The organism is Actinoplanes sp. DH11, assembly GCF_020873875.1.
Taxonomy (GTDB): Bacteria; Actinomycetota; Actinomycetes; order Mycobacteriales; family Micromonosporaceae; genus Actinoplanes.
On record NZ_JAHWGU010000009.1, the window covers coordinates 111952 to 136342 of the forward strand.

Annotated in this window: 20 protein-coding genes and 1 tRNA gene; 11 read left to right on the forward strand and 10 right to left on the reverse strand. The window is 73.4% G+C overall.

What is annotated here, in order from left to right; all coding sequences use genetic code 11:
* Positions 1 to 67: 67 nt before the first annotated feature.
* From fdh to nrfD, 3 genes are read left to right on the forward strand one after another with little or no spacing between them, the layout of a single operon-like run.
* A complete protein-coding gene (fdh, locus tag LPA41_RS15310; RefSeq protein WP_255689733.1) occupies positions 68 to 3268 on the forward strand; it encodes a formate dehydrogenase in 3201 nt (1066 codons plus the stop codon).
* Complete coding sequence (locus LPA41_RS15315) at positions 3255 to 4226, forward strand: 4Fe-4S dicluster domain-containing protein (RefSeq protein ID WP_229071044.1); 972 nt, start codon at positions 3255 to 3257, stop codon at positions 4224 to 4226. Before fdh ends, LPA41_RS15315 begins: the two co-directional genes overlap by 14 nt.
* Positions 4223 to 5170: an NrfD/PsrC family molybdoenzyme membrane anchor subunit gene (nrfD, locus tag LPA41_RS15320; RefSeq protein ID WP_229071045.1), complete on the forward strand. Its 948-nt coding sequence runs from the start codon at positions 4223 to 4225 to the stop codon at positions 5168 to 5170. The genes LPA41_RS15315 and nrfD overlap by 4 nt, the downstream gene beginning before the upstream one ends.
* Positions 5171 to 5237: 67 nt before the next feature.
* On the opposite strand, the gene LPA41_RS15325 is transcribed toward nrfD, so the two are convergent.
* The 4 genes from LPA41_RS15325 to selD all read right to left on the reverse strand — a co-directional run bounded on the left by LPA41_RS15325 (position 5238) and on the right by selD (position 8431).
* On the reverse strand, positions 5238 to 6191 hold the full coding sequence (locus LPA41_RS15325) for a LacI family DNA-binding transcriptional regulator (RefSeq protein ID WP_229071046.1): 954 nt from the start codon (positions 6189 to 6191) through the stop codon (positions 5238 to 5240).
* Between the two features lie 19 nt (positions 6192 to 6210).
* Positions 6211 to 6798: a DinB family protein gene (locus LPA41_RS15330; protein ID WP_229071047.1), complete on the reverse strand. Its 588-nt coding sequence runs from the start codon at positions 6796 to 6798 to the stop codon at positions 6211 to 6213.
* Positions 6799 to 6978: 180 nt separating this feature from the next.
* Entirely contained in the window at positions 6979 to 7383 is a 405-nt protein-coding gene (locus tag LPA41_RS15335; RefSeq protein ID WP_229071048.1) for a hypothetical protein, read from the reverse strand.
* 49 nt (positions 7384 to 7432) lie between these two features.
* Complete coding sequence (selD, locus tag LPA41_RS15340) at positions 7433 to 8431, reverse strand: selenide, water dikinase SelD (protein WP_229071049.1); 999 nt, start codon at positions 8429 to 8431, stop codon at positions 7433 to 7435.
* 177 nt (positions 8432 to 8608) lie between these two features.
* Between selD and LPA41_RS15345 the strand changes: the two genes are divergently transcribed.
* The 3 genes from LPA41_RS15345 to selB all read left to right on the forward strand — a co-directional run bounded on the left by LPA41_RS15345 (position 8609) and on the right by selB (position 11761).
* Positions 8609 to 8704 (forward strand) — tRNA-Sec (locus tag LPA41_RS15345).
* Between the two features lie 25 nt (positions 8705 to 8729).
* A complete protein-coding gene (gene selA / locus LPA41_RS15350) occupies positions 8730 to 10010 on the forward strand; it encodes an L-seryl-tRNA(Sec) selenium transferase (RefSeq protein WP_229071050.1) in 1281 nt (426 codons plus the stop codon).
* A 2-nt stretch (positions 10011 to 10012) separates the two neighbouring features.
* Positions 10013 to 11761, forward strand: a complete 1749-nt coding sequence (gene selB, locus LPA41_RS15355) for a selenocysteine-specific translation elongation factor (protein WP_229071051.1) — start codon at positions 10013 to 10015, stop codon at positions 11759 to 11761.
* A 124-nt stretch (positions 11762 to 11885) separates the two neighbouring features.
* Here selB and LPA41_RS15360 read toward each other — a convergent pair whose 3' ends face one another.
* The 3 genes from LPA41_RS15360 to LPA41_RS15370 form a co-directional block, all read right to left on the reverse strand.
* The gene (locus LPA41_RS15360; protein ID WP_229071052.1) at positions 11886 to 12470 is read right to left on the reverse strand and encodes a hypothetical protein; all 585 of its coding nucleotides are present in this window, start codon (positions 12468 to 12470) and stop codon (positions 11886 to 11888) included.
* Positions 12471 to 12573: 103 nt separating this feature from the next.
* Positions 12574 to 13263, reverse strand: coding sequence for a hypothetical protein (locus tag LPA41_RS15365; protein WP_229071053.1), 690 nt, complete (start codon positions 13261 to 13263; stop codon positions 12574 to 12576).
* Positions 13264 to 13377: 114 nt separating this feature from the next.
* Complete coding sequence (locus tag LPA41_RS15370) at positions 13378 to 13905, reverse strand: VanZ family protein (protein ID WP_229071054.1); 528 nt, start codon at positions 13903 to 13905, stop codon at positions 13378 to 13380.
* A gap of 264 nt (positions 13906 to 14169) precedes the next feature.
* On the opposite strand from LPA41_RS15370, the gene LPA41_RS15375 reads away from it, so the two are divergent.
* The gene (locus LPA41_RS15375; RefSeq protein WP_229071055.1) at positions 14170 to 15477 is read left to right on the forward strand and encodes an alpha/beta hydrolase; all 1308 of its coding nucleotides are present in this window, start codon (positions 14170 to 14172) and stop codon (positions 15475 to 15477) included.
* A gap of 60 nt (positions 15478 to 15537) precedes the next feature.
* Here LPA41_RS15375 and LPA41_RS15380 read toward each other — a convergent pair whose 3' ends face one another.
* Entirely contained in the window at positions 15538 to 16230 is a 693-nt protein-coding gene (locus tag LPA41_RS15380) for a hypothetical protein (protein WP_229071056.1), read from the reverse strand.
* A 130-nt stretch (positions 16231 to 16360) separates the two neighbouring features.
* On the opposite strand from LPA41_RS15380, the gene LPA41_RS42985 reads away from it, so the two are divergent.
* Positions 16361 to 19411 (forward strand): BTAD domain-containing putative transcriptional regulator, encoded by a 3051-nt coding sequence (locus tag LPA41_RS42985; protein ID WP_229071057.1) that lies wholly within the window; start codon positions 16361 to 16363, stop codon positions 19409 to 19411.
* Between the two features lie 34 nt (positions 19412 to 19445).
* Complete coding sequence (locus LPA41_RS15390; RefSeq protein WP_229071058.1) at positions 19446 to 19922, forward strand: hypothetical protein; 477 nt, start codon at positions 19446 to 19448, stop codon at positions 19920 to 19922.
* 39 nt (positions 19923 to 19961) lie between these two features.
* Here LPA41_RS15390 and LPA41_RS15395 read toward each other — a convergent pair whose 3' ends face one another.
* Positions 19962 to 21248 (reverse strand): erythromycin esterase family protein, encoded by a 1287-nt coding sequence (locus LPA41_RS15395; protein WP_229071059.1) that lies wholly within the window; start codon positions 21246 to 21248, stop codon positions 19962 to 19964.
* 155 nt (positions 21249 to 21403) lie between these two features.
* Here LPA41_RS15395 and LPA41_RS42455 point away from each other — a divergent pair, with 155 nt between their 5' ends.
* Both LPA41_RS42455 and LPA41_RS15405 read left to right on the forward strand, forming a co-directional pair.
* A complete protein-coding gene (locus LPA41_RS42455) occupies positions 21404 to 22117 on the forward strand; it encodes an ABC transporter substrate-binding protein (protein WP_304523767.1) in 714 nt (237 codons plus the stop codon).
* On the forward strand, positions 22114 to 23082 hold the full coding sequence (locus tag LPA41_RS15405; protein WP_229071211.1) for a cation diffusion facilitator family transporter: 969 nt from the start codon (positions 22114 to 22116) through the stop codon (positions 23080 to 23082). Before LPA41_RS42455 ends, LPA41_RS15405 begins: the two co-directional genes overlap by 4 nt.
* A 57-nt stretch (positions 23083 to 23139) precedes the next feature.
* Here LPA41_RS15405 and LPA41_RS15410 read toward each other — a convergent pair whose 3' ends face one another.
* A complete protein-coding gene (locus tag LPA41_RS15410) occupies positions 23140 to 24312 on the reverse strand; it encodes a lycopene cyclase family protein (protein ID WP_229071060.1) in 1173 nt (390 codons plus the stop codon).
* Positions 24313 to 24391: the final 79 nt, after the last annotated feature.

Sequence of the window (24391 nt, forward strand, 5' to 3'; positions counted from 1 at the left end):
GCACCCGAGTGCCATTTCAACGGGCGCCGACGTGCGGACCACTCCTGCGGGGGTTAATGTCGATCACATGGGTGTGCGGACGTGGATCGAGGGGTGGCCGGTCTACCGGCAACTCACCGGCACGGACCCGCTGGGCCGGGGTGCCGCCTCGCAGTCGGCGAGGTCGAAGAACCTGACCGCGCGCACCGAGACCGCCGATTCGATGGCCCGGTCGGTCTGTCCCTACTGCGCGGTCGGCTGCGGCCAGCGGATCTTCGTGAAGGACGGCGAGGTCGTCCAGATCGAGGGCGACCCGGACAGCCCGATCTCGAAGGGCCGGCTCTGCCCGAAGGGTTCGGCCAGCAAGAGCCTGGTCACCAGCGATCGCCGGCAGAAGAAGGTGCTCTACCGGCGCCCCTACGGCACCGACTGGGAGGAACTGGACCTCGAGACGGCGATGGACATGATCGCCGACCGGGTCCTGGCGGCCCGGGAGGAGACCTGGGAGGACCGCGACGAGGACGGCCGGCCCCTCAACCGCACGCTGGGCATCTCCAGTCTCGGCGGCGCGACGCTCGACAACGAAGAGAACTACCTGATCAAGAAGTTGTTCACCGCGATGGGCGCCATCCAGATCGAGAACCAGGCGCGTATTTGACACTCCGCCACCGTTCCCGGTCTGGGAACCAGCTTCGGCCGTGGCGGGGCCACCGGATTCCTCCAGGATCTGGCTAACGCCGACTGCATCGTCATCCAGGGTTCCAACATGGCGGAGGCCCACCCGGTGGGCTTCCAGTACGTGGTGGAGGCCAAGAACCGCGGTGCGAAGATCATTCACGTGGATCCGCGGTTCACCCGGACCAGTGCGCTCGCCGACGAGTTCGTCGCGGTGCGCGCGGGTGCGGACATCGCGTTCCTCGGCGGGGTGATCAACTACATCCTGAGCAACGAGAAGGACTTCCGGGAGTACGTCGTGGCGTACACCAACGCGTCCATGCTCGTCAGTGAGGAGTTCCAGGACACCGAGGACCTGGACGGCCTGTTCTCCGGCTACGACACCGAGCTCAACGTGTACGACCAGACGAGCTGGCAGTACGCCGGTCAGCGCGCCGAGGGCCAGGAGGAGGACGAGGCGCACGCCGACCGGGAGACCGCCTCGGGTCTCGAGCAGGAGTCGCACGGGCCGCCGATCCCGGCCGACGTCCCGCGTGACCTCACGTTGCGGGACCCGCGCTGCGTCTACCAGATCCTCAAGCGGCACTACGCCCGCTACACCCCCGAGGTGGTGGAGCAGGTCTGCGGCGTGCCGCAGGACGCCTTCCTGTCGGTCTGCGAGGCGTGGACGTCGAACTCCGGCCGGGAGCGCACCACCGCCCTCGTCTACTCGGTCGGCTGGACCCAGCACAGCGTCGGCGTGCAGTACATCCGCACCGGCGCGATCATCCAGCTGCTGCTGGGCAACATGGGCCGGCCCGGCGGCGGCGTGATGGCGCTGCGCGGACACGCCAGCATCCAGGGCTCCACCGACATCCCGACGCTGTTCAACCTGCTGCCCGGCTACCTGCCGATGCCGCACCACCAGCAGCACGAGACGTTCCGGGACTGGGTGGACGCCATCCGCAACCCGGAGCAGAAGGGCTTCTGGGCCAACGCCGAGGCCTACGCGGTGAGCCTGCTCAAGGCCTACTGGGGCGACGCGGCCACCGAGGACAACGACTGGGGGTACGGCTGGCTGCCGCGCCTCACCGGTGACCACGGCACCTACCAGCAGGTCCTCGACATGATCGACGGCAAGATCAAGGGGTACTTCCTGCTCGGCCAGAACCCGGCCGTCGGTTCGGCGCACGGCAAGGCGCAGCGGCTCGGCATGGCGAACCTGGACTGGCTCGTGGTCCGCGACCTGTTCATGATCGAGAGTGCGACGTTCTGGAAGGACGGCCCCGAGGTCGCCACCGGCGAGATCATCCCCGCCGAGTGCCGGACCGAGGTGTTCTTCATGCCGGCGGCCTCACACGCCGAGAAGGAGGGCACGTTCACCCAGACCCAGCGGATGCTGCAGTGGCGGGAGAAGGCCGTCGACCCGCCGGGCGACTGCCGCTCGGAGCTGTGGTTCTTCTACCACCTCGGCCGCCGCCTGCGGGAGCGGCTGGCCGGGTCCACGCTGGACCGCGACCAGGGCCTGCTGAACCTGACCTGGGACTATCCGCTGCACGGCGACGAGCCCAGCGGCGAGGACGTGCTGCGCGAGATCAACGGCTACACCACCGCCGATCGCGAGCTGGTCCCCGGATTCGCGTCGCTGAAGGCCGACGGCTCCACCGCGTGCGGCTGCTGGATCTACTCCGGGGTCTTCAAGGACGGCGTGAACCAGGCCGCCCGGCGCAAACCCGGCCGGGAACAGGACTGGGTGGCCCGCGAGTGGGGCTGGGCGTGGCCGGCGGACCGGCGCACCCTCTACAACCGGGCCTCCGCCGACCCCGAGGGCCGGCCCTGGTCGGAGCGGAAGAAGTACGTCTGGTGGGACCCGGACAAGGGCGAGTGGACCGGTTACGACGTGCCGGACTTCGAGAAGAACAAGCCGCCGTCCTACCGGCCCCCGGAAGGCGCCACCGGCGTGGCCGCGATCTCCGGTGACGACGCGTTCATCATGCAGGGCGACGGGAAGGGCTGGCTCTACGCGCCCAGCGGGCTGATCGACGGCCCGCTGCCGACGCACTACGAGCCGGTGGAGTCCGCGGTCGCGAACCCGCTCTACGGTCAGCAGGCGAACCCGACCCGCAAACGGTACGACCGCGCGGACAACCCGATGAACCCGAGCCAGTCGGCGGTCTACCCGTACGTGTTCAGCACCAGCCGCCTCACCGAGCACCACACCGCGGGCGGCATGAGCCGGCAGCTGGCGTACCTGTCCGAGCTGCAACCGGAGATGTTCGTCGAGGTCTCCCCGCAGCTCGCGGCCGAACGCGGCCTGGAACACCTGGGCTGGGCGACGATCGTGACAGCCCGCGCCGCCATCGAGGCCCGCGTCATGGTCACCGACCGGCTGCGGCCGCTGCGCATCGACGGCCGGGTCGTGCACCAGCTCTGGCTGCCCTACCACTGGGGCAACGAAGGGCTGGTCACCGGCGACTCCGCCAACGACCTGATCGGCATCACCCTGGACCCGAACGTGCTGATCCAGGAGAGCAAGGTCGGCACCTGCGACATCCGGCCCGGCCGCCGCCCCACCGGCCCGGCGCTAATCGCATTCGTCAACGACTACCGGAAGCGAGCGGATGGGAGCCAATAGCCTCTACGGCCCGCTCGACCCCGCGCCCGACGCGGGATACGTCGACGCGCCGCCCCGCATGGGTTTCTTCACCGACACCAGCGTGTGCATCGGCTGCAAGGCGTGCGAGGTGGCCTGCAAGGAGTGGAACGGCGTCCCCGACGACGGGTTCAACCTGCTCGGCCACTCGTACGACAACACCGGCGGGCTGAGCGCCAACTCGTGGCGGGCCGTGGCCTTCATCGAGCAGCCGGCGGTCGTCCCGGCCGGCCCGGTCGACGCCTTGGCGGAGGCGGCGGCCGGTCGCTCCGACGCCCTCGCCGAGGCCGGTTGCGGCGGCGCCGGCACGACCCGGGAGCCGGAGTTCCTCGGCATGCCCGGCACCGACCTGCCGGGCCGCACCCCGGACGCGCCGCGCACCGACTTCCGCTGGCTGATGATGTCCAACGTGTGCAAGCACTGCACCCACGCCGGCTGCCTGGACGTCTGCCCCACCGGCGCCCTGTTCCGCACCGAGTTCGGGACCGTCGTCGTGCAGGAGGACGTCTGCAACGGCTGCGGCTACTGCATCCCCGCCTGCCCGTACGGCGTCATCGACCAGCGTAAGGACGACGGCCGCGCGTGGAAGTGCACGCTCTGCTACGACCGGATCGGTGACGGGCTCACCCCGGCGTGCGCGCAGGCCTGCCCCACCCAGTCCATCCAGTACGGCGAACTCGACGAGCTGCGCGCCCGCGCCGCCGAACGCGTGGAGAAACTCAAGGACCAGGGCGCCCGCCTCTACGGCCACGACCCGGACGACGGCGTCGGCGGTGACGGCGCGTTCTTCCTGCTCCTCGACGAGCCGGAGGTCTACGGCCTGCCGCCGGACCCGATCGTGGCCACCCGCGACCTGCCGGCGATGTGGAAGCGGGCAGGATTGGCCGGACTGGCGATGGCCGCCGCCGTGGCCGTCTCGTTCCTGGGAGGGCGACGATGAAGGACCGGCCGATGGTGCCCCGGGCGGACTTCCGCTCCTATTACGGCCGGCCCATCGTCCGTCCCGCCGTCTGGCACCACGACATCGCCGCCTACCTGTTCACCGGTGGCCTCGCCGCCGGTTCCGCGATGCTGGCCGCGGGCGGCGACGCCACCGGCCGTCCCGCGCTGCGCCGGGCCGGCCGGGTCACCGCGCTGGGGGCTCTGGTCGCGAGCACCTACTTCCTCGTCAACGACCTGGGCCGGCCGGAACGCTTCCACCACATGCTGCGGGTCGCGAAACCGACCTCGCCGATGTCGATGGGCACCTGGATCCTCAGCGGGTTCGGTGCGTTCGCCGGCGCCGCCGCGGTCGCCGAGGCCGCCCCGCTGCTGCCGCGTCCGCTGGGCCGGTTGCTGGGGCCGGTCGGCACCGCCGGCCAGTACGCGGCGGCCGTCACCGCGCCCGCGCTGGCCACCTACACCGCGGTCCTGCTCGCCGACACCGCCACCCCGAGCTGGCACGCCGCGTACCCGGAGCTGCCGTTCGTCTTCGCCGGCAGCGCCCTGGCCAGCGGCGCCGGCGTCGGCCTGATCGCCGCGCCGCCGCGGGAGAGCGCGCCGGCCCGCCGGATGGCCGTGCTCGGCGCGGCCATGGAGCTCTACGGCGCGCACCGGGTGGAGACGAGCAAGGGCATCCTCAGCGAGCCGTACACCCAGGGCCGCCCGGGCAAGCTGCTCCGCGCCGGCCGGACCCTGACCGCCCTCGGCACCGCGGGCGCCCTGCTGGGCCGGCGCAGCCGCGTCGTCTCCGCCCTCTCCGGTGCCGCCCTGCTGGCCGCCTCCCTGGCGACCCGGTTCGGCATCTTCGAAGGCGGCATCGCGTCGGCCGAGGACCCGAAATACACCGTCGTCCCGCAACGCGAACGTCTGGCGCAGCGACAGCAGCAGCACAAGCAGGGATGAGGCTGCCGGCTGCCGGCTGGCGCTCGGCTGACGGCTGGCGGCAGCCGGCGAGCCGGGGCCTGAACGCTCAGCTGGAGCCGCGTACGGTCAGCGTGGTCGGCAACCGGCCCGGCGCCGGCCGGTCCGGGTCGAGCAGCTGCTCGACCGCGGCCGCCGCCTCGTCCTCCACCGGCATGTAGACCGACGACAGGTCCGCCGCCACCGCCAGCGCACTGCCGTCGAACCCGACCACCGCGACGTCGTCCGGCACTCGCCGGCCCGCCTCCCGCAGCGCCCGCAGCACGCCCATCGCGGTCACGTCGCAGGCCGCGAACACCGCGTCCAGCCCTGGTTCGCGGGCCAGCAGCTCCCGCGTGGCCGCGTAGGCCCGCGCCTGGGTGAAATCCCCACCCGCGGCCGTCACGGACTGCCCGGCCGCGGCCGCCAGCCTCAGGAAACCGGCCTTGCGCTCGTCGGCGCACGGCGTGGGCGGCCCGAACACCGCACCGATCCGCCGCCGGCCGGTGGTCACCAGGTGGGTGGCGGCCTGGTACCCGCCGCTGTCGTTGTCCGGGGCCACGAACGTCACCCCGGGCGCGGAACGGCCCAGCGAGACGGTCCGCCCGCGCCGCGCGTACGCCGCACTCACCGCCCCCGGCATGTTGATCAGCAGCCGGCCGAACGGCGGGTCCTCGTCGCCGGCCGGCGGCACCGGCACCTGGCGCACCTGCAGAGCCAGGTCACCGAGCGCCCGCATCGCCCCGGTCAGGGCCCGCCCGTAGAACGGTTTGGTGCTCAACGCGTCCGGGTCGGGGTCCACGATCAGCACCTCGACGTGCTCCCGGCCGGTCGTGCCGGTGCCGGTTGCCAGGGCCCGGGCCACGGCGTGCGGTTCGAAGCCGAGCCGGGCCGCGACGGCCCGCACGTGGTCGCGCATCTCGGGCGAGGTGCCGTACCTGCCGTTCATCGCCCGCGACGCGGTGGCCCGGGACACCCCGGCCACCCGGGCGACGTCGGCGAGGGTGGGACGCCGGTTCTCCATGCCCGCCACGATATCGACATCAGTCACGGAATTGGCAGGCCACACGGACCAGCCGCTCATAGTGGCCGGACCACGCCGCCGAATCCCAGTCCGGCAGGTTGCTGACCGCCGGCCGCACCCCGGCCGACCCGTCGGCGAGTTCCCGCACCAGGTCGGCGTGCCCGGCGTGCCGGTGCGTCTCGGCGACCACGTGCACCAGGATCCGGTGCAGCGACACCACCTGCCGGTCCGCGCCCCACCACGGCACCCGGCCGGCGGCGTCCAGGTCCAGCGCCTCGATCGTGGCGTCCGAGTGCGCCCATACCCGGCGGTAGAGCGCGACGATGCCCGCCCGGGACTCGTCGGCGGTGGCCCACATGTCGGCGTTGGGTTCGGCGTCCTGCGCCATCCACGGCAGCGGCTCGGGGAAGGGACGGCCGAACACCTCACCGAAATACCCGGACTCGACGCCGGCCGCGTGCTTCACCAGGCCCAGCAGGTTGGTGCCGGTGGGCACCAGGGGGCGGCGGACGTCGTACTCGCTGAGCCCGTCCAGCTTCCACACAAGCGCGTCGCGGCCCTCCTGCAGGTAGCGCCGCAGGTCGGACTTGGGATCGAAAGCAGTCATGGTCAGCACGGTAGCCCCGCCGACGCCCTCCGCGCGGTGCCGGTCCGAGATGCGCGGTGCCGAACCGGGATGTTGATCTGCTGGCGCTACGAAATCGCTGTGATCATGGGGTTGAAACCGCGATTTCGCATCGCTAGCAGATCAACATCTCGGCGCGGGTGCACCGCAGCGGATCATGGCCTACCGCCCGAACCATTTGCGGGTACGCGTCAACACGCCGGGGCCGGGCTGCGGGCGGTCGAACTGCTCGATCTCCGTCTTCCACTGCTGCACCAGGGTGTCCGCCTCGGCGCGGCTCCGGGTCCACCGGCACTGGAACCTGTCGTTCTCCGCTTCCAGCACATAGGCCACCACCGGCCACCGCCCGGTGGCCGCGCGAGCCGGCCAGACGAACGCGGTCGCCAGCAGCGAGGCGGTCCAGGACGCCAGCCACCAGCCGAAGACCGGCAGCACCACGAGCACGAACGGCCCCTCGGCCACACTGATCACCTCGAGTGGCGCCGAGCTGGGACGCCAGGCCAGGCGGCGCCGCCCGACACGCCAGCGCGCGGAGTCCTCTGATCCGGAACGGCCACTCACCACCACGTGGCACATTGTGCGTCACCCTCGCAGGCGCGGCACCGGCGGTACCGGGTCAGCGGACCTCGACGGTCACACCGTCCCGGCGTGGGAGCAGTTCGCCGATCACCGGGTGGCCGGGCACCTCGCCGGCCACCAGCAGGCCGCCGGAGGTCTGCGCGTCGGCGAGCAGCAGCAACTCGTCCTCGGCGCGTCCGCCGGTGTCGGCGTGCGGGCGCACCCAGTCCAGGTTGCGCCGGGTGCCGCCGCTGACGTACCCGTCGGCCAGGGCCTGCCGGGCGCCGTCCAGGTAGGGCACCGCCGCGGCGTCGATCCGGGCGGTCACCCCGCTGGCCCGGGCCAGTTTGTGCAGGTGACCGAGCAGACCGAAACCGGTCACGTCGGTGGCGCAGGTGACGCCGGCCTTCAGGGCCGCCTCGGCGGCGTCCCGGTTCAGTCGCGTCATCGCGTCCACGGCCTGCGGGAAGACCTCGCCGGTGGACTTGTGGCGGGAGTTCAGCACGCCGACGCCGAGCGGTTTGGTCAGGGTCAGCGGGATGCCGGGGCGGCCGGCGTCGTTGCGCATCAGCCGTTCCGGGTCGGCGATGCCGGTGACCGCCATGCCGTACTTGGGTTCCGGGTCGTCGACGCTGTGCCCGCCGGCCACGTGGCAGCCGGCTTCCCGGGCGACGTCCAGGCCGCCGCGCAGCACCTCGGCCGCCAGTTCCATCGGCAGCTTCTCCCGGGGCCAGCCCAGCAGGTTCACGGCCACGACCGGGGTGCCGCCCATGGCGTAGACGTCGGAGAGGGCGTTGGCGGCGGCGATGCGACCCCAGGTGTACGGGTCGTCGACCACCGGCGTGAAGAAGTCGGCGGTGGCCACGATCGCGGTGCCGCCACTGATCCGCACCACTGCCGCGTCGTCGCCGTCGTCGAGACCGACCAGCAGCTCGCCGGGACCCTGCGGCACCTCGGTGCCGACCAGGCCGGCGACCACCGTCTCCAGCTCGCCGGGTGGGATCTTGCAGGCACAGCCGCCGCCGTGCGCGTACTGGGTCAGCCTGATCTGTGTCACCGCCGCACTGTCGCACATGTCCGGCCGGTGTGCTCGGCGGCCGACAGGCGACGCGGACCGCGACAGGCGACAGGCGACAGGAGGCAGGCGGCAGGCGGCACGGACCGCGGCCTGCGACAGGCGACGCGGACCTGACCCGGCGCGCACGTCCCGGCGGCGCCGGATACGGTGATCGGTGGAGGCGTTCAGGTAGCTGGTGCTCCTCGCGGTCTTCAAAACCGACGTGACCCGGCATCCGGGTCAGGCGGGTTCGATTCCCGTCCGCCTCCGCCAGCACACCCGGCAGGAGGCGCGCGTCATGGATCACCGGCGGCGGGTACCCCGTACCGATGTGGTCCTTGCCGATCCGCGACTCGAAGCCGCCGCCGCGCGACTGGGGCGTGGCGCGATCAAGGCCGCGGTGATCGCCGCGCAGGAGCGGGCACGCGCCGGTGAGATCGCCCCCGAAGAGGTCGCGGACGCGGCCGTGGCGGCCCTGCCGGCCGGAATGCGGGCGGTGCACAACGCCACCGGGGTGGTGCTGCACACCAACCTGGGCCGGGCCGCGCTCTCCGCCGCCGCGATCGAGGCGGTCGTCACGGCCGCCGGCAGCACCGACGTCGAACTCGACCTGGGCACCGGCCGGCGGGCCCGGCGGGGACGCGACGCTCTCGGCGCTCTGGCCGCGGCCGTCCCGGACGCGGGCGGCGTCCACGTGGTCAACAACGGTGCCGCGGCGCTGGTGCTGACCGCCACCGCGCTCGCCGCCGGCCGGGAGATCGTGGTGAGCCGCGGCGAGATGGTGGAGATCGGTGACGGGTTCCGCCTGCCGGAGCTGCTCGAGTCGACCGGCGCCCGGTTGCGCGAGGTGGGCACCACGAACCGGACCTCGGTGGCCGACTACACGGCCGCGATCACCCCGGACACCGGGTTCGTCCTGAAGGTGCACCCGTCGAACTTCGTCGTGCGCGGGTTCACCAGCGCCGCCGGCATCGCCGAGCTGGCCGGGGCGGTGACCGTCCCGGTGGTCGCGGACATCGGTTCGGGCCTGCTGCGGCCCGACCCGCTGCTGCCGGACGAACCGGATGCCGCCACCACCCTGCGCGCCGGCGCCGACCTCGTCGTGGCCAGCGGCGACAAACTGCTCGGCGGACCGCAGGCGGGTCTGCTGCTCGGTGCGGCACCGCTCGTCGAGCGGCTGCGCCGGCATCCGCTGGCGCGGGCACTGCGGGTGGACAAGCTGACCCTGGCCGCGCTGCACGCCACCGTGACCGGGCCGGTGACGCCCACCTGGCAGGCGCTGCGCACCGACCCGGAGCTGCTGCGGGAACGCACCGAGCGGCTCCGCGACGACGTCGGGGCGGGCGAGGTGGTGCCGTCGGTCGCGGTGGTCGGTGGTGGCGGCGCCCCCGACCTGGAGTTGCCGTCGTGGGCGCTGGCGCTGCCGGAGCGGTACGCGGCCCCGCTGCGTCAGGGCGATCCGCCGGTGGCCGGCCGGGTCGAACGCGGCCGGTTGCTGCTCGACCTGCGCTGTGTCGGGGCCGGTCACGACGCCGCGGTGGCCGGCGCGATCCGGGCCGTGCTGCAGGACGGGGACTGAGCGTGCACGTCGTCGCCACCGCCGGGCACGTCGACCACGGCAAGTCCACCCTGGTCCGGGCGCTCACCGGGATGGAACCGGACCGCTGGGCCGAGGAACGCCGCCGCGGCATGACGATCGACCTCGGGTTCGCCTGGACGGACCTGGCGCCGGACACCACCGTGGCGTTCGTGGACGTGCCCGGCCACGAGCGCTTCGTGCCCAACATGCTCGCCGGCGTCGGCCCGGTGCCGGCCGCGATGATCGTGGTGGCCGCCGACGAGGGCTGGATGCCGCAGTCCGCCGAGCACCTGGCCGCGCTGCACGCCATGGACGTCCGGCACGGCCTGCTCGTGGTCACCCGCGCCGACCTGGCCGACCCGGGGCCGGCCGTCGCCGCCGCGTCCGCCGAGATCGCCGCGACGTCGCTGGGTGCCGTGGAGACGGTCGCGGTGAGCGCGGTCACCGGGGCCGGCCTGCCGCGGCTGCGGGAGGAGCTGTGCCGGCTGGCCGGCCGTCTCCCGGCGCCGGACACCGGTGCGCCGGTCCGGTTCTGGGTCGACCGGGCCTTCACGATCCGCGGCGCGGGAACCGTCGTGACGGGCACCCTCGGCGCCGGCCGGATCGCGGTGGGCGACGAGCTGACCCTGGCCGGCATGCGGGCCCCGGTCGTGGTCCGCGGACTTCAGGCCCTCGGACGCCCGGTGCCGGCGGCCGAGGCCGTCGCCCGGGTCGCGGTCAACCTGCGCGGTGTCGATCTGGCCGCCGTGGGCCGCGGTACCGCCCTGCTCACCCCGGGCCGGTTCCGGCTCACCGACCTGATCGATGTCCGGGTGCACGGCGACGCGGCGAAGGACCTGCCCGCCATGATCACCCTGCACGTCGGCTCGGCAGCGGTCCCGGTGCGGACCCGGCCGCTCGGCGCGGACACGGTGCGGCTGCGCCTGAGCCGGCCGCTGCCGCTGCGCATCGGGGACCGGGCGTTGCTGCGGGACCCGGGCCGGCATCACGTGGCGGGCGGCGTGACCGTTCTGGACGTGGCGCCACCGGGGCTGGGCCGGCGCGGTGCGGCCGCCCGGCGGGCGGCGGAGCTGGCCGGGATCGACGTCGCCGACCTGGCGTCGGAGTTGCGCCGGCGCCGGCTGATCACCAGCAGCGAGCTCGCCGCGATGGGCGTGCCGGTGGCGGACGCCCGGCCGGTCGTGGGGGAGTGGCTGGCTGATCCGGATCACTGGGCGGGGCTGCGCCGGCGCACGGCCGACATCGTCACCGACCACGTCGCGAAGAATCCGATCGAGTCCGGTGTCCCGCTGGAAGCCCTGCGTCACCTGCTGGGCCTGCCCGACCGTGCCCTGGTCGAGGCCCTCGTCGAGCCGCCGCTGACGGTGGTGGACGGCCGGGTGACGACCGGTGCCCGGCAGGCACCGGAGTTCCTGGTCACCGCGATCACCGCGGCCTTCGCCGGCGACAACCCGTTCGCCGCTCCCGAGGCCCATCGCCTGACCGAGCTGGGCCTGGGGCCGAAACAGCTCGCCGCGGCGGTGCGGGCCGGCTTGGCCGTCCGGGTGGCGGACCAGGTGATCCTGCCGCCCGACGCGCCCGAGCGGGCCGGACGGGTCCTGGGCGACCTTCCGCAGCCGTTCACCCTGAGCCAGGCCAGGAAGGCTCTCGGCACCACCCGCCGGGTGGCCGTCCCGCTGCTGGAACTGCTGGACCGCACCGGGATCACCCGCCGGTTGCCCGACGACACCCGGGTGACATCCCGCCGATGAAACGCCGGCGCACCAACCCCGCAACCCGGATCACGTGGGTTCTCGGCTACCTCAACGGCCGGTAGGGCTCACTCTCTGCGGGGCCTGGTCGCACCGACCCCCCTGCCGCAGGCGGGGGCGAAGGTCACCGCACCGCGGGCAGCGTCATCGTCGGCGCGTTGCGGGCGTGCTCGGCGGTCCACCGCGACGCCACCCGGAACACGTCGTGCTCGGTGATCTCGTGGTCGGCGCCGTGCTGGGCGGCGTGCTTCTCCGCCCGCATGACCAGGCGGATCACGTCGGACACCGCGCCCGGGTGCTCCCGGCACAGCCGGACCGCGACGCGCAGCTGCCGGTCGGTGACCACGGCGACGTACTCGCGCATCCCGGCCTGCCACGCCTTCGGGTGCACCAGGTACCCGGCGGGCAGGTTGCCCGGTCCGCCGATCGGGTCCAGGATCGACAGGCGGTTGACGCGCACCGGTGACTGGCTGACCGCCACGTAGCCGAGACCGGCCGCGGCGAGGCCCACCACGATGCCGAACGCGAGCAGCGGGTTGCCGGTGCCGGCGCCGACGATCAGCCCGAGGACGGCGAGCACCAGGCCGCCGGCCACCAGCACGGGACTGCCGCCGCCGTCGTCGGCAGCGCCGCGGTAGGCGTCGTCGACGCATTTGTCCATGACGCTGTCGAGCAACTCGTCCTGAGGTCGCCAGCGGTCGTCACGCATCGGCACACCACGTGCTGAGGCCTGGTTCATCGGGGGATTCCTTTCCGTCCGCAACGGCCTCGCAGATCGGCCGCCGGGCGCCGGACTGAAGGAATCCCAGGCGTCAGGCGAGCAGTGATTCGCGCATCTGTTTGCCGGGGTTCCACTGCCCGACGAACCGGCTGATCGCCGGGTCCAGCACATCGACGCTGGCGTTGCTGCGCATCTGCTCGCGCACCGGCGGCGGCAGCGGCGGCGGGTCGGACATCGCGGCCCGGATCTCGGTGGCCGTGGTGATCAGACCGGCGGCCAGGGTGGCGCCGTGCACGTCGACCAGCACCCGGCCGTACTGCCAGCCGGCGACGGTCAGGTCCAGCAGCTCGAACACGTGGGTGAGCAGCGGGTCGGGGTCGACGGCCCGGACGGTGGCCGGCGCCTGCGCGCCCACCGCCGTGACGGCAGCGGTGACCTGCACGTAGGGGTGCAGGGGCTGCTCGAACAGCGGCGAGCGCAGCCGTTTGCCGGCGTTCTTCCACAGCGTCCGGTAGTTGGTCCGGTCGGCCACCAGGCCCAGCCCGGCCGCCTGCACCACCACCGAGGCGTGGGCGCCGTCGGCGAACTCGCGCAGGATCTCGGCGGCCACCATGACCCCGTCGGTGCCCTCGAGCAGCCGGCCGACCTCGGCGGCCTGCTCGGCGAACGGGGTGGTGAACTCCGCTCCGAAACGTTGCCGCACTTGGTCCGCCAGCTCCCGCTGCCGGGCGGGATCGTGCTGGACCTGCCGCTTACGCAGCCCGAGCCGGAACCACCGCATGTCGCCTCGCCTCACCGCTTGCCGAACGCAGCAAATGCTAATCGAGGCGGGGAAGACCCTTGTGGATCAGGTCCCCCTGAACGGCCGGACCACTCTCGACTCAGCGCGACCGGGTCAGCCTCGGCCCACCCGGGTCCTGACCAGCCTAACCGACAACGCCCGCCACGCCACGAACCCGAGCACCCCGCCCAGCGTGTTCGCCAGCAGATCGTTGACGTCCGCCGTCCGTCCGCTGCTGACCAGCACGTTCGTCGCGAACTGCACCAATTCGATCACGGTGCTGGCGGCGAGCGAGGCCAGCGCGATCTGCCGCACCGTCGCGATCCGGGTCAGCATCGGCAGCAGTGCCCCGAACGGCAGGAACATCACGATGTTCGCCACGAACGTCACGGCGTCGATGGTGACCACCGGCAGCAGGCTGGCCTTCTCGTACCAGGGGAGGCGGTTCGCGTGGTCGCCGGTGGCGATCTGCAGCGGCAGCAGCGTCACCGCCACCACGGCGGTCACATAACCGGCCATGGCCAGCCCGGCGATCAGCCGCGACGGCGTGCGGCGCCACCGCCACCAGGCGGCGAGCATCAGGACCGCGGCCAGCGGCAGCAGGACGGGCAGGGCGGGAATCTCAGTCAGGGTGCCGGACATGACCTCATGATCCATTTCGGTCCGGGCCCGGCGCATCGGCTCGCGGGGAGAGGGGCCTCGGCCAAAAGGCAGACCCCGGGAGTACGGGTGACCCCGGTCCCCTGCCCACCCGGTCACCGACCCGCCCGTCCCGGCCCACCCGTCCCGGCCCACCCGTCCCGGCCCACCCGTCCCGGCCCACCCGTCCCGGCCCACCCGTCCCCTACCCGCCCGGAGAATTTGCACCTAGAGTGCGATAACCACCGTCATCAATCGGGAGGGTCAGTGTTGATTGCCCGCCGAAAGCTCTTCGCCCTGGTCGCCGGCGTCGTCCTCGGCACCGCCGGCCTCGGCGCCCCCGCCGCCGCCGATCCGCCGTCCGCACCCACCCCGGCGGCCACCCCACGCCCGGTCGTCTTCGTCCACGGCAGCGCCGGGTCCGCCATGCAGTTCCGTACCCAGGCCAAACGGCTCGCCGGCAACGGGTACCCGGCCCGGCTGATCGAGGCACACGAGTACGACTCGCCGAACATCGCCACGATCCTGCCGCAGGTCTACGCCGGACTCGACGCCCGCATCGAACGGCTGCTGTCCACCTCCGGCGCCGACCGGGTCGACCTGCTCGCCCATTCGCTCGGCACCTTCGTCGTCCAGGGATACCTCAACAGCTCCCCGGCCCGGGCCGCGCGCGTCGCCCACTACGTCAACCTCGACGGCCGGACCGCCACCGCGCTGCCCGGCGGGGTGCCCACGCTCGCCGTCTGGGGGGAGGGCGACCCGGCCCGTACCGTCACCGGCGCCACCAACCTGCACCTGCCGGACCAGTCACACACCCAGACCGTCTCGTCGGTCGAGACGTTCCGGGCCTTCTACCGCTTCTTCCGCGGCCACGACCCGCGGACCACCCGGCTGGTCCCGGACCGGAACACGCAGATCTCCGGCCGGGCCGTGCTGTTCCCCAGCAACGCCGGTGTCCAGGGCGCCACGGTCGAGGTCTACCGGCTCGACCCGCTCACCGGGCACCGGCTGACCCGCCGGCCCGCCGCGGTGCGCCAGGTCGCGGCGGACGGCGCGTTCGCCCCGGTCGGCGTCGATCCCCGCGCCCGGTACGAGCTCGCCCTGGTCCGGCCCGGCCAGGCCACCCACCACTTCTACTTCGAGCCGTTCCGGCGCACCGACACCTTCGTCCGCCTGCTCACCAGCAACCCCGGCGAAGGCATCGGCGCCCTGGTCGACACCAGCGACCGGCACACCGCCCTGACGTTCCAGAGGCAGAAGGAGTGGTGGGGCGCCGAGGGCGACGCGCTGTACGTCAACGGCCGCAACATCCTCAACGGTGCCACCGCCCCGCGTACCAAACGGGTGATCGGTGTCTTCGCCTTCGACGACGCGAGTGACCGGGTCAGCCGGCTGGACACGCCGCTGCCGGAGTTCTTCGCCATCACCTTCATGACCGGTGTCGATCACTACATCCCGGCCGGCCGTACCGTCTCGGTCGTGGTCCGGTCACGCGGTGACGGCGTGACCTACCTGCCGATCCCGGCCTGGCGGTCCAGCGAGCACCGGGTGAGCCTGGAGATCGACGACCACTGACCGGCGGCCGGGGCCGTGGCGGGCAACGCTGCCCGCCGCGGTCCCGGCGTACCGGATCTCTCAGTTGAGGCCCTTGGCGTCGATGACCAGCTCCTCGATCCGGCTCTTGTCCTTGTTCCACTTACCGACCTTGTGCATCAGGTACGCGAACGTGGTGCCCGGCTCCCACACGATCGTGGTGGTGCCCGAGGCGCTGCCGGCCTTCTTCACCGACAGCCGCATCCGCGCCGCGGACAGGACCTCGGCCTGGATCGCGCCGGCGGACGTGCCGGCGGCCGCGAACGACTCGGCGATGCGCGCCTCCACGACCACCCAGATCGTCGACACGATCCGGCCGTCCCGGCCCTCCTGCGCCAGGAACCGGCGGGCACCGGTCGCCTCCTGGTTGAGCAGCCGCTCCAGCGGCCCCTCGTCGATCACGAACTTGGTCAGCACCAGCTTCGCCGACTTGGCCCGCTCGTAGGAGAACGTGGCCGTGCCGGAACCCTCGGCGGTCAGGTACTTCAGGCCGCCCTCGGCCTCCACCTCCGCCTTGGCCTGCCGCTCCCACGCCACGTCCGCGGTCGTGACGTAGCGGACCTTGCCCTTCAGCAGCGCCCGGTCGACGTGGTCGGTGACGTTCAGGCTGGCCTTCGAGCCGAGCGGGTCCTCCTTCTCGCCGATCGAGCACATCAGCACGTCCTCGGACTTCTGCCGGAAGTAGCGCTCGCCGTTGTAGACGAACGTGTTCTTGGCGACTCGTGACTCGGACATCTCTTCCTCCTGTTGTTCGGATGCCGGTCAGCGTCGGCAGCCCCCGCTAGCGGTCCGTTAGCCACGGACCTGTCAGTCGCTTACGCGACTGACGCGTTGCGCCGGGAGCGGCGCCGGAGCTCCATGAGGTGTGCGACTTCCCGGTGCACCCCAGGCGATCAGCGGCGAGGTCCTGCGCGGCCGGCTGATAGAGCGGCTCGCCGGGCGCTGGGACGTGCCGGTCACCACCGTGGTCGGCGGGCCCGGGTTCGGCAAGTCCACCGCGCTGGCGCAGGCGGTCCGGTCGCACGCGGCCGACCCGCGCGGCATCGAGGCGTGGGTGACCTGCGAACCGGGCGACGAGGACGCCCGGCGCCTGGCCGCCGCCGTCGGCCGGGCCTTCGCGGCCGACCTGCCGGCGACGACGCCGCTGGACACCGTCCGGGAGGCGTTGCGGGCCGCCTCACCGATCGAGACCTGCCTGATCCTGGACGACTGCCACGAGATCCCGGCCGGCTCGTCGGGACAGCGGCTCCTCGCCGAGCTGGTGGCCCGGCTGCCCGCCGGGGCGCACCTGGTGCTCTGCGGGCGCCGGTTGCCGCAGGTGCCCGTCGCGCGGCTGCACGCCGCCGACCGGATCCGCTGTCTCACCGAGTCCGACCTCGCCTTCGACGACGGCGAACTCGGCCGGGCCGCCTCCCTGGCCGCGCGGCCGGCCACCGACGTGGCCGGCCTCGGCGGATGGCCCGCCCTGGTCCGGCTCACCCTGGCCGCGCCGCCCGGCGTGGCGCAGGACTACCTCTGGGACGAGGTGGTCTCCGCCCTCTCCGCGGCCGACCGCGAGGCCCTGCTGCACCTGGCCGTGCTCGGCTCGGCGGACGCCGCGACCCTGGCCGCGCTGTTGCCGGCCGACGTCGGCGCCGGCGCGCTGGTGCCCGCGGCCGTCGACGTCGGCGAGCTCGCCGCCCGGATTCCGCTGGTGGCCAGGTTCGGCGCCGGCGAGGTCCGCGCCCACCCGCTCTGGATCGACGCCCTCGTCCGGATCCTGCCCGCCGACCGGATCGCTGCGGCCCGCGCCCGCGCCGCCGACCTGCTGCTCGCGCGGGGCAACGCCCTGCGCGCCGGCAGCATCGCGATCGCCGCCGGTGACGTGGCGATGCTCGACCGCGCGGCCGTCGCCCTCGTCGCCACCACGCTCGCCACGTTCCCGGCGGACACCGGGGCGCGCTGGCTGGCCGCGGTGGCCGAGGTGGAACACCACCGGCCGGGCCTGCGGCTGCTCACCGCCGCCACCCGATACGCCGGCCGCGCCGACGACCCGGCCGTGGACGCGATAGTCGACGCCGCTTTCGCCGAAGCCACCGCGGCCGGCGGCGCCGATCGGGCCCGGATCGCCGCGCTCAGTCTCGCCACCGTCGCCGCGCACGCCCGCGGCGACGAGTCCCGGCTCGCCGAGCTCTACCAGACCGCGCTCGACCTGCCCGGCGCCGCCGAGGAGCCGACGCTGCGGCTGCTGATGGCCGGGGTGCGCGGCGCCCTGTACGAACTGATGGGCTCGATCGAGGACGCGCTCGCCGCCGTGGAGGCGCTCGCCCTGACCGATATCGCCCAGCAGCCCGGCAAGATCATCATCCGGTTCTACGTCTACCTGCTGCTGCTCGCCGGCCGCGCCGACGAGGCCGCCCGGATCGCGGCGGAACACCTGGCCGACTCGCCGTACGCCCATGTCCGCCGGATGCCGGGCTTCGCCCGCTGGATGGCCGGCGACCCCGGCGGCCTGCTGCCCGGCACCGGCGAACCCGGGCATCCGGCGCACCTGCCGGCGTCCGACGCCAACGACCGGTACCGGTTCAACTTCCTGGCGTTCGCCGCCGTGGTCGCCGCCTCCCTCGGCGACCGGCCCGCCCTGGAACACGTGTCGGCGCAACTCGCCGCCAGCGGCCTCGGCGACGACACCCGCGACGCCGCCATGCTCGCCACCGCCGCCGCGGCACACGCGGTCCTGCTCGGCGACGAATCCGCCGCACGCTCCCGGATCGCCGCCTTCCTCGCGGAACACCCGCTCAGCGACCCGGTCGCGGCCGTCCATCTGCGGCGATTCCTGGCGTACGGCTACGTGCTGTCCCCCGAAGCCCGCGCCGCCTGGGACACCGCACCGCTCGGGCCGTCCCACCAGCGGGTACGCGCCGCCGCCCGGCTGCTGCTGGCCGGCCGGGCCGGTCGGCTCACCACCACCGGCGACGTCACCCCGGAGACCGTCCTGATCTCGTTCCCGCTGCCCTGGGCCGTCGAACTGGCCGCGCACGCCGACGCCGCCGGCCTGCCCTTCGGCCGCCGCCTGCTCCAGTGGCTCGCCGACCGCCTGGGCCGGCGAGCCCACGACGCGCTGCGACCGTTCGCCGCCGGCCCCTCGGTGGCGCCGCTGACCGGCGCCCGCCGGCTGCTCGCCACCGTCCCCGCCACCCCGGCGTCGCACACCCGGGTGGAACTGCTCGGCCCGATGCGCGTCCTCGTCGACGGCCGGCCCGCCGACCTGCGGCGACGCCGGGTCCGGGAACTGCTCGGGGTGCTCGCCGTGCACGAGGAGATGGACCGGGACCGGCTCACCGGCCTGCTCTGGCCCGATCTCGACCCGGTCGCGGCCGCGCGCAACCTGCGGGTCACCCTGACCTACCTGCGCCGGGCCGTGGACGCCGACCACCTGCGGTGCGACCGTTCGCGGATCCGTCTCGTACGCTCCGCGGCCCTCACCGTCGACGTCGCCGACCTGCGCGAACGCCTCGACGAAGCGGCACTGGCCCGCAGGCTCGGCGACCTGGCGGCGGCCGAGGCGGCACTCTCCGCGGCAGTGGCCCTGTGGCGCGGGGAGCCGCTCACCGACCTGGCACCGCTGCCCGGTTACGACGCGATGGCGGCCGGGCTGGTCGCCGAGCTGACCTCGGCAACCCTGACCCTGGGGGAGCGCTGCCTGGCCCGGGGCGACACCACCGGCGCCGCCGGCCTGGCCCGGCGGGCGCTGGCCGCGGAACCCTACGCCGAGCGGTGCATGCGCCTGATGCTGGCGGCCGAGACCCAGCGGCGGGACCCGGTGGCGCTGGGCCGGGCGGTGACCCGGGTGCGTTCCGCGCTCTCCGAGATCGGCGCCCGGCCGGAACCGGCCACCCGGATAGTCCTGCGCCAGGCCGAACTGGCCACCCGCTGAGCGGGCCGGCCGGGCCCGTGCTTCACTCGGGCCGATGGACACGACCGACCTCGCCGCCCTGGTGCCCGCGCTCATGGCCGCCCACCCGCACTGCCGATGGACGCTGTCGCCGGCGCCGGTGCCCGGCGCGGACCTGGTGCTGGACATCCGGCCGCAGGCCTGGCCGGACCGGATCGCGACGGTACGGGTGAACGCCGGCGCCGAAGTGTTCGCGCTCGACTTCGCCGGTCACTGCGGCCACGACTTCGCTTACGACGACGAGTCCCGGCCCGAGGTCCTCCGGGAGCGGATCGACCTGGCCGTGCGTGCCGTCACCGGACCCACCCGGGTGATCCGGGACAGCACCGCGGCGGGTCGCACGGTACGCAGCGTGCTGCTGCTGGACCACGGGCGGCCGCAGGAGTTGCGGGAGCTGGTCACCGTACCGTTCGCCCGGCTCCGGGCGCTGTTCACCGGCCAGCGCGTCGGCCGCGAGACCATCGACTTCCCCGGCTCGGCCGCGGCGGCTTGAGGCGCCGGTCGCCCCTCGCCCCACCACCGCGCGGACGACTCAGACCCCGGACGGGTACGTCTCCGGCTCCAGTGCGTCGACCGCCGCCACCGCCAGCGGGCGCACCGCCCGGGTGGTGTCGAACCAGCAGAACGCGTCGTACCGGTCGCCCAGCACCGTCGGCACGTAGTTTCCCCGGCTCTCCCGCGCCGGGTCGTAGACGACGCCGATCGCCCGGTGCGGGAGTTCGTCGGCGAGCACGTCCGGCCGGTCGTCGGTGGGGAAGACCAGCAGCGCCCGAGCCGGCGCCGCCGAGTGCAGGACCTCCTCCAGGCTGCGGCGACGGGCTGGCGGTACGCCCATCACCTCCATCGGCGCACCCCAGGCGGAACCGGCCACCACGGTGCCGTGATGGGTGCCGTACCCGACCAGCACGACGCGGTCGGCCCCGTACCGTTCCCGGGCCAGCCGGCCGATGTTGACCATGCCGGCGTCGCCCATGTCGGTGGCCCGCGCATCGCCGACGTGCGTGTTGTGCGCCCACACGACGGCCTTCGCGCCCGGCCCGTAGTGCCGCAGCAACCGGTCCAGCGTGTCGTCCATGTGCCGGTCCCGGACGTTCCACGACTCGCGCCCGCCCCGGACCATGGCCCGGTAGTACCGTTCCGCGCCGGCCACCACCTCGGCGTTCTGCCACACCCCGAACCGGGCGGCCCCGTCCGCGGCCGCCCGCTGCCGCAGCGTCGTCAGCAGGCCGATCACCTCGGTCTCGCAGCCGGCCGGCACGAACCGCGTGGCGAGGGCGTAGTGCTGGGCGTTCTCCTCGAACGGCTCGAAGCAGTGGTACGCGGCCAGCGCCACCGGAACCTGGTCGGGGTCGTGTTCCCGCAGATGGGTGAGGACCTCCCGCAGCGACTCCCACAGCGAGTAGACGTCCAGCCCGTGGAACCCGGCCCGCTCGCCCCGGTCCCGCCGCGCGTTGTGGTCCCGCAGCCAGCGGGTGAAGTCGACGACCTCCTCGTTCGCCCACATCCAGGTCGGCCACCGTTCGAACGTGGCGAGCGCGTCCCGCGGGTCGGCGGGCGCGCCGGGCAGGCACCGCACGGCCCGGTCCACCCGGTCGCAGTCCGGCCAGTCCCCTTCGACCGCCACGAAGGAGAACCCTTTCTCCTCGATGAGCCGCCGGGTGAGAGCCGCCCGCCACTCGTAGAACTCGTGCGTCCCGTGGGTGGCCTCCCCGAGCATCACCACCGACGCGTCCCCGACCCGATCGAGCAGCACGTCGAGGTCGCCGGCATCCGCCAGTGGCACCGAAAGCCCTCGAACCTCCTCGTCGTAACGCCCCATGGCCCCTCCTGAGCAGCTAAAACACCCGCGTACCCACTCCGGCCGGGCTCATGCCCGCCTCGTGTGCCGCAGCCCGCCGTGGATCATCGAGGACACGGGGAACGGTGTGGCCGCACCGCCGGTGAGAGGTGCCGGGCAGGAACTATAAAGAGGTCATGGCAAGGGTCGGGTTGCTGCTCGCCATGGTTCTGGTGCTGGCGGGCTGCGGGTGGCCCCGGGATGCCGGGACGACGCTGGCGGACGTGCGTGGTGGGGTGCTGCGGGTGGGGATCACCGAGAACCCGCCCTGGACCGTCGCGCCCGGCCGCGGCGCCGAGGCGGAGTTGGTGAAGCGGCTCGCGGCGGAGCTGGGCAGCCGCGTCGAGTGGTATCCCGGTTCTGAGTCGGCACTGATGGCGGCGCTCAAGGACCGCGTTCTAGACCTCGTGGTCGGAGGGCTGGGAGCCACCGCGCCGTGGACCGATACGGCAGCTTTGACCAGGCCTTATGTCACGATGCGCACGGTCGTCGCGGTGCCCGGATCGAGGCCGGGCCGGGGCCCGGCGCCGGATCTGCCGGACGACCTCGACGGGGTACGGGTGGCGGTCGTCGCGGGCACCGCCGAGGTGGCGGCGGTCGCCGCCGAGGGGGCCGTGGCGGTCGCGGTCCCGGAGGTCACCGGCCGGGAGGGCCTGCCCGTCGTGGTCGGGGAGTGGCGGCTGGCCGAACTCGGGTTGTCCGATTCCGGCCACGAACTCGGCAAGGCCGACCACGTCTGGGCGGTGCCGCCGGGGGAGAACGGCTGGCTGGCGGAAGTGGAGCGCTTCCTGCTCGGCCTCTCCCACGAGCAGGTCACCGCCCTGCTCGTGGCGGCCGAGGAGCGCGCATGAGGCCGTACGACGTGTTCGAGTTGCCGCCGGAGCAGGCGGCCCTGCACCGCCGGGCCGTCCGCCTGGAGTGGTGGACGATCGCGTTCTTCGTGGTCGCGGTCGCCCTGCTCGCGGTCGTTCTCGGTCAGTCGCAGGCCATGAAGGCGGCCTGGATCGAGGACATGCTCGGCGTCGTGCCACCTGCCGCGTTCCTGATCGCCGCCCGCTGGCGCAACCGCCGGCCCAACGAGCGCTTCCCCTACGGCCACCACCGGGCAGTGAGTGTCGCGTTCCTGGCCGGCGCGGTCGCGTTGCTGGGGCTCGGTCTCTACGTCGTATACGACTCGGCGGCCCGGCTGATCGCCCGGGAGCGGCCGCCGATCGGACTGATCGAGATGTTCGGGCACACGTTCTGGCTGGGCTGGCTGATGATCGCGGTGCTGGTCACCACGATGATCCCGGCAATCATTCTCGGTCACATCAAGCAGAAGATCGCCCGCGAGCTGCACGACAAGGTGCTGTACGCGGACGCCGAGATGAACCGGGCCGACTGGCTGACCGCGGGTGCCGCGATCGCCGGCATCCTGGGCATCGGGGCGGGACTGTGGTGGGCGGACGCGGTGGCCGCCCTGATCATCGGCGGTGACATCGTGCGGGACGGGGTGCGTACCACCGCCGCCGCGGTCGCGAACCTGATGGACGACCAGCCGCGCCTGGTCGACGGCAGCGGCCCGCACCCGCTGCCGGACCGGCTGCTGGCCGCGGTCCGCGACCACGACTGGATCGCTGACGCCTGGCTGCGGCTGCGCGAGGAGGGCCACGTCTTCGTCGGTGAACTGCTGGTGGTGCCGGCACCGGGCACGGACGACCTGGTCGGGCGGCTGGGCCGGCTGGAGGAGTACTGCCGCTCCTTCGACTGGCGCGTGCACGACCTGGTGATCTCCCCGGTGGCCAGGATCGACATCCCGGCAAAGCCCGGCGGATGAGCGACGACGCCGCGACGAGAGCCAGCCCGGTGACGAGAGCCAGTCCGGCGGTGAGAGTCAGGCGCGGCGGGTGCGGCGCGCCGGCAGGCTGACCCGGGCCGCCGCGCGCGTCATCGCGAGCAGCGGCGTCGACGCCATCAGGGCGAGCTCCTCGGCCGGCGACGTCCGCCCGTCCAGGAACCGCAGCACCCGATCCGGCGGGTTGCGCCGGAACAGCCGCTCGAAGAACTCCGGCGCCGACACGAGGCCGCGGTCCCACGCGTGCAGAGCCACCGCGTCCATCCACAGATGCCGGCGTGGATAGGCGGGAGCGGGAACCGGGTCACGACCGGCTTTGATCAGCGCGGCGATCTCCGTGGCCTGCCGCCGCATCGCCGAGAACGTGTACCCGGTGGACGGCCGCGTCGCCCCACCGGCGGTACCGAGCCGCACCACCCGGGGCGACGGCCGCCGGTCGAAGACGCCGTCCGTCATCGGGATGGCCCCGTCCTCCACCTCGTCGACGGTCAGATCCCGCAGACCGAGAAGCCTGATGTACGACCGGAGCGCCGCCTCGTAGGCCGCGTCGTCGAGCCGGTTCGGCGAGAACTCGGTGTACTCGATGAGCGCCGTGTTCGCACTCGTCGGCAGCACGTACCCGAACGACACCCCGCGCGCCGGCTGCGGTGTCCGGAAGTCCATCAGGATCGCCGAGCCCGGATCGAAGATCGGCCGCTCGGACCGCACCCACCAGCCCCGGAAGTGCTGCAACCAGAAGGTGCGCCCGGGCTTGGCGGGCGGGACCGGCCGCGAGTCCAGGACCCAGCGCGCCCGCAGCACGGCCGTGCCGTCCGCGTCGTGCACGGTGACCGCGCCGCCGTCGTCGTCCAGCCGGCCGGCGGTGGTCCCGATCCGGCGGGCGCCGAGGTCCGCGGCCGCCCGCTCGGCCTGCCGGAAGATCGGGTCGGAGCGGACCATCGCGTACCGCATCGGGTCGAGATCGAGGCGTTGCCGCCCGCCCGGCCCGTAGAGGTCGACCCCGCTCCACCGCGCGTCCAGCACCGGGTCCAGCGGGTCGGCCGCCCCGGTCCAGAACGCCCACGTCCGCGCCTTCACCCCACCGGGGTCGACGGTCGCGACCCGCAGACCCGGCACCCCCTGATCACGCAGCGCCGACATCACCAGCGACGCGGCACCCCCGTACCCGACCAGTGCAAGGTCAACGTCCACCGGCCTCAGAGTACGCACCACCCATGATCACGAATCGGCACGTGGTCCCGGCTGAACCGGGCGCACCGTCCGCCGGTACATCACCGCGTACACCGCGGGA

Excerpts from the sequence above, each read along its gene's own strand:
- LPA41_RS15380 (WP_229071056.1), bottom strand. The coding sequence starts at position 16,230 with ATGTCCGAGTCACGAGTCGCCAAGAACACGTTCGTCTACAACGGCGAG.
- LPA41_RS15315 (WP_229071044.1), top strand. The coding sequence starts at position 3,255 with ATGGGAGCCAATAGCCTCTACGGCCCGCTCGACCCCGCGCCCGACGCG.
- LPA41_RS15330 (WP_229071047.1), bottom strand. The coding sequence starts at position 6,798 with ATGACTGCTTTCGATCCCAAGTCCGACCTGCGGCGCTACCTGCAGGAG.
- LPA41_RS15405 (WP_229071211.1), top strand. The coding sequence starts at position 22,114 with ATGAGGCCGTACGACGTGTTCGAGTTGCCGCCGGAGCAGGCGGCCCTG.
- LPA41_RS15360 (WP_229071052.1), bottom strand. The coding sequence starts at position 12,470 with ATGCGTGACGACCGCTGGCGACCTCAGGACGAGTTGCTCGACAGCGTC.
- nrfD (WP_229071045.1), top strand. The coding sequence starts at position 4,223 with ATGAAGGACCGGCCGATGGTGCCCCGGGCGGACTTCCGCTCCTATTAC.
- LPA41_RS15395 (WP_229071059.1), bottom strand. The coding sequence starts at position 21,248 with ATGGGGCGTTACGACGAGGAGGTTCGAGGGCTTTCGGTGCCACTGGCG.
- selA (WP_229071050.1), top strand. The coding sequence starts at position 8,730 with ATGGATCACCGGCGGCGGGTACCCCGTACCGATGTGGTCCTTGCCGAT.
- LPA41_RS15325 (WP_229071046.1), bottom strand. The coding sequence starts at position 6,191 with ATGGAGAACCGGCGTCCCACCCTCGCCGACGTCGCCCGGGTGGCCGGG.
- LPA41_RS42455 (WP_304523767.1), top strand. The coding sequence starts at position 21,404 with ATGGCAAGGGTCGGGTTGCTGCTCGCCATGGTTCTGGTGCTGGCGGGC.
- LPA41_RS15390 (WP_229071058.1), top strand. The coding sequence starts at position 19,446 with ATGGACACGACCGACCTCGCCGCCCTGGTGCCCGCGCTCATGGCCGCC.
- LPA41_RS15365 (WP_229071053.1), bottom strand. The coding sequence starts at position 13,263 with ATGCGGTGGTTCCGGCTCGGGCTGCGTAAGCGGCAGGTCCAGCACGAT.
- LPA41_RS15370 (WP_229071054.1), bottom strand. The coding sequence starts at position 13,905 with ATGTCCGGCACCCTGACTGAGATTCCCGCCCTGCCCGTCCTGCTGCCG.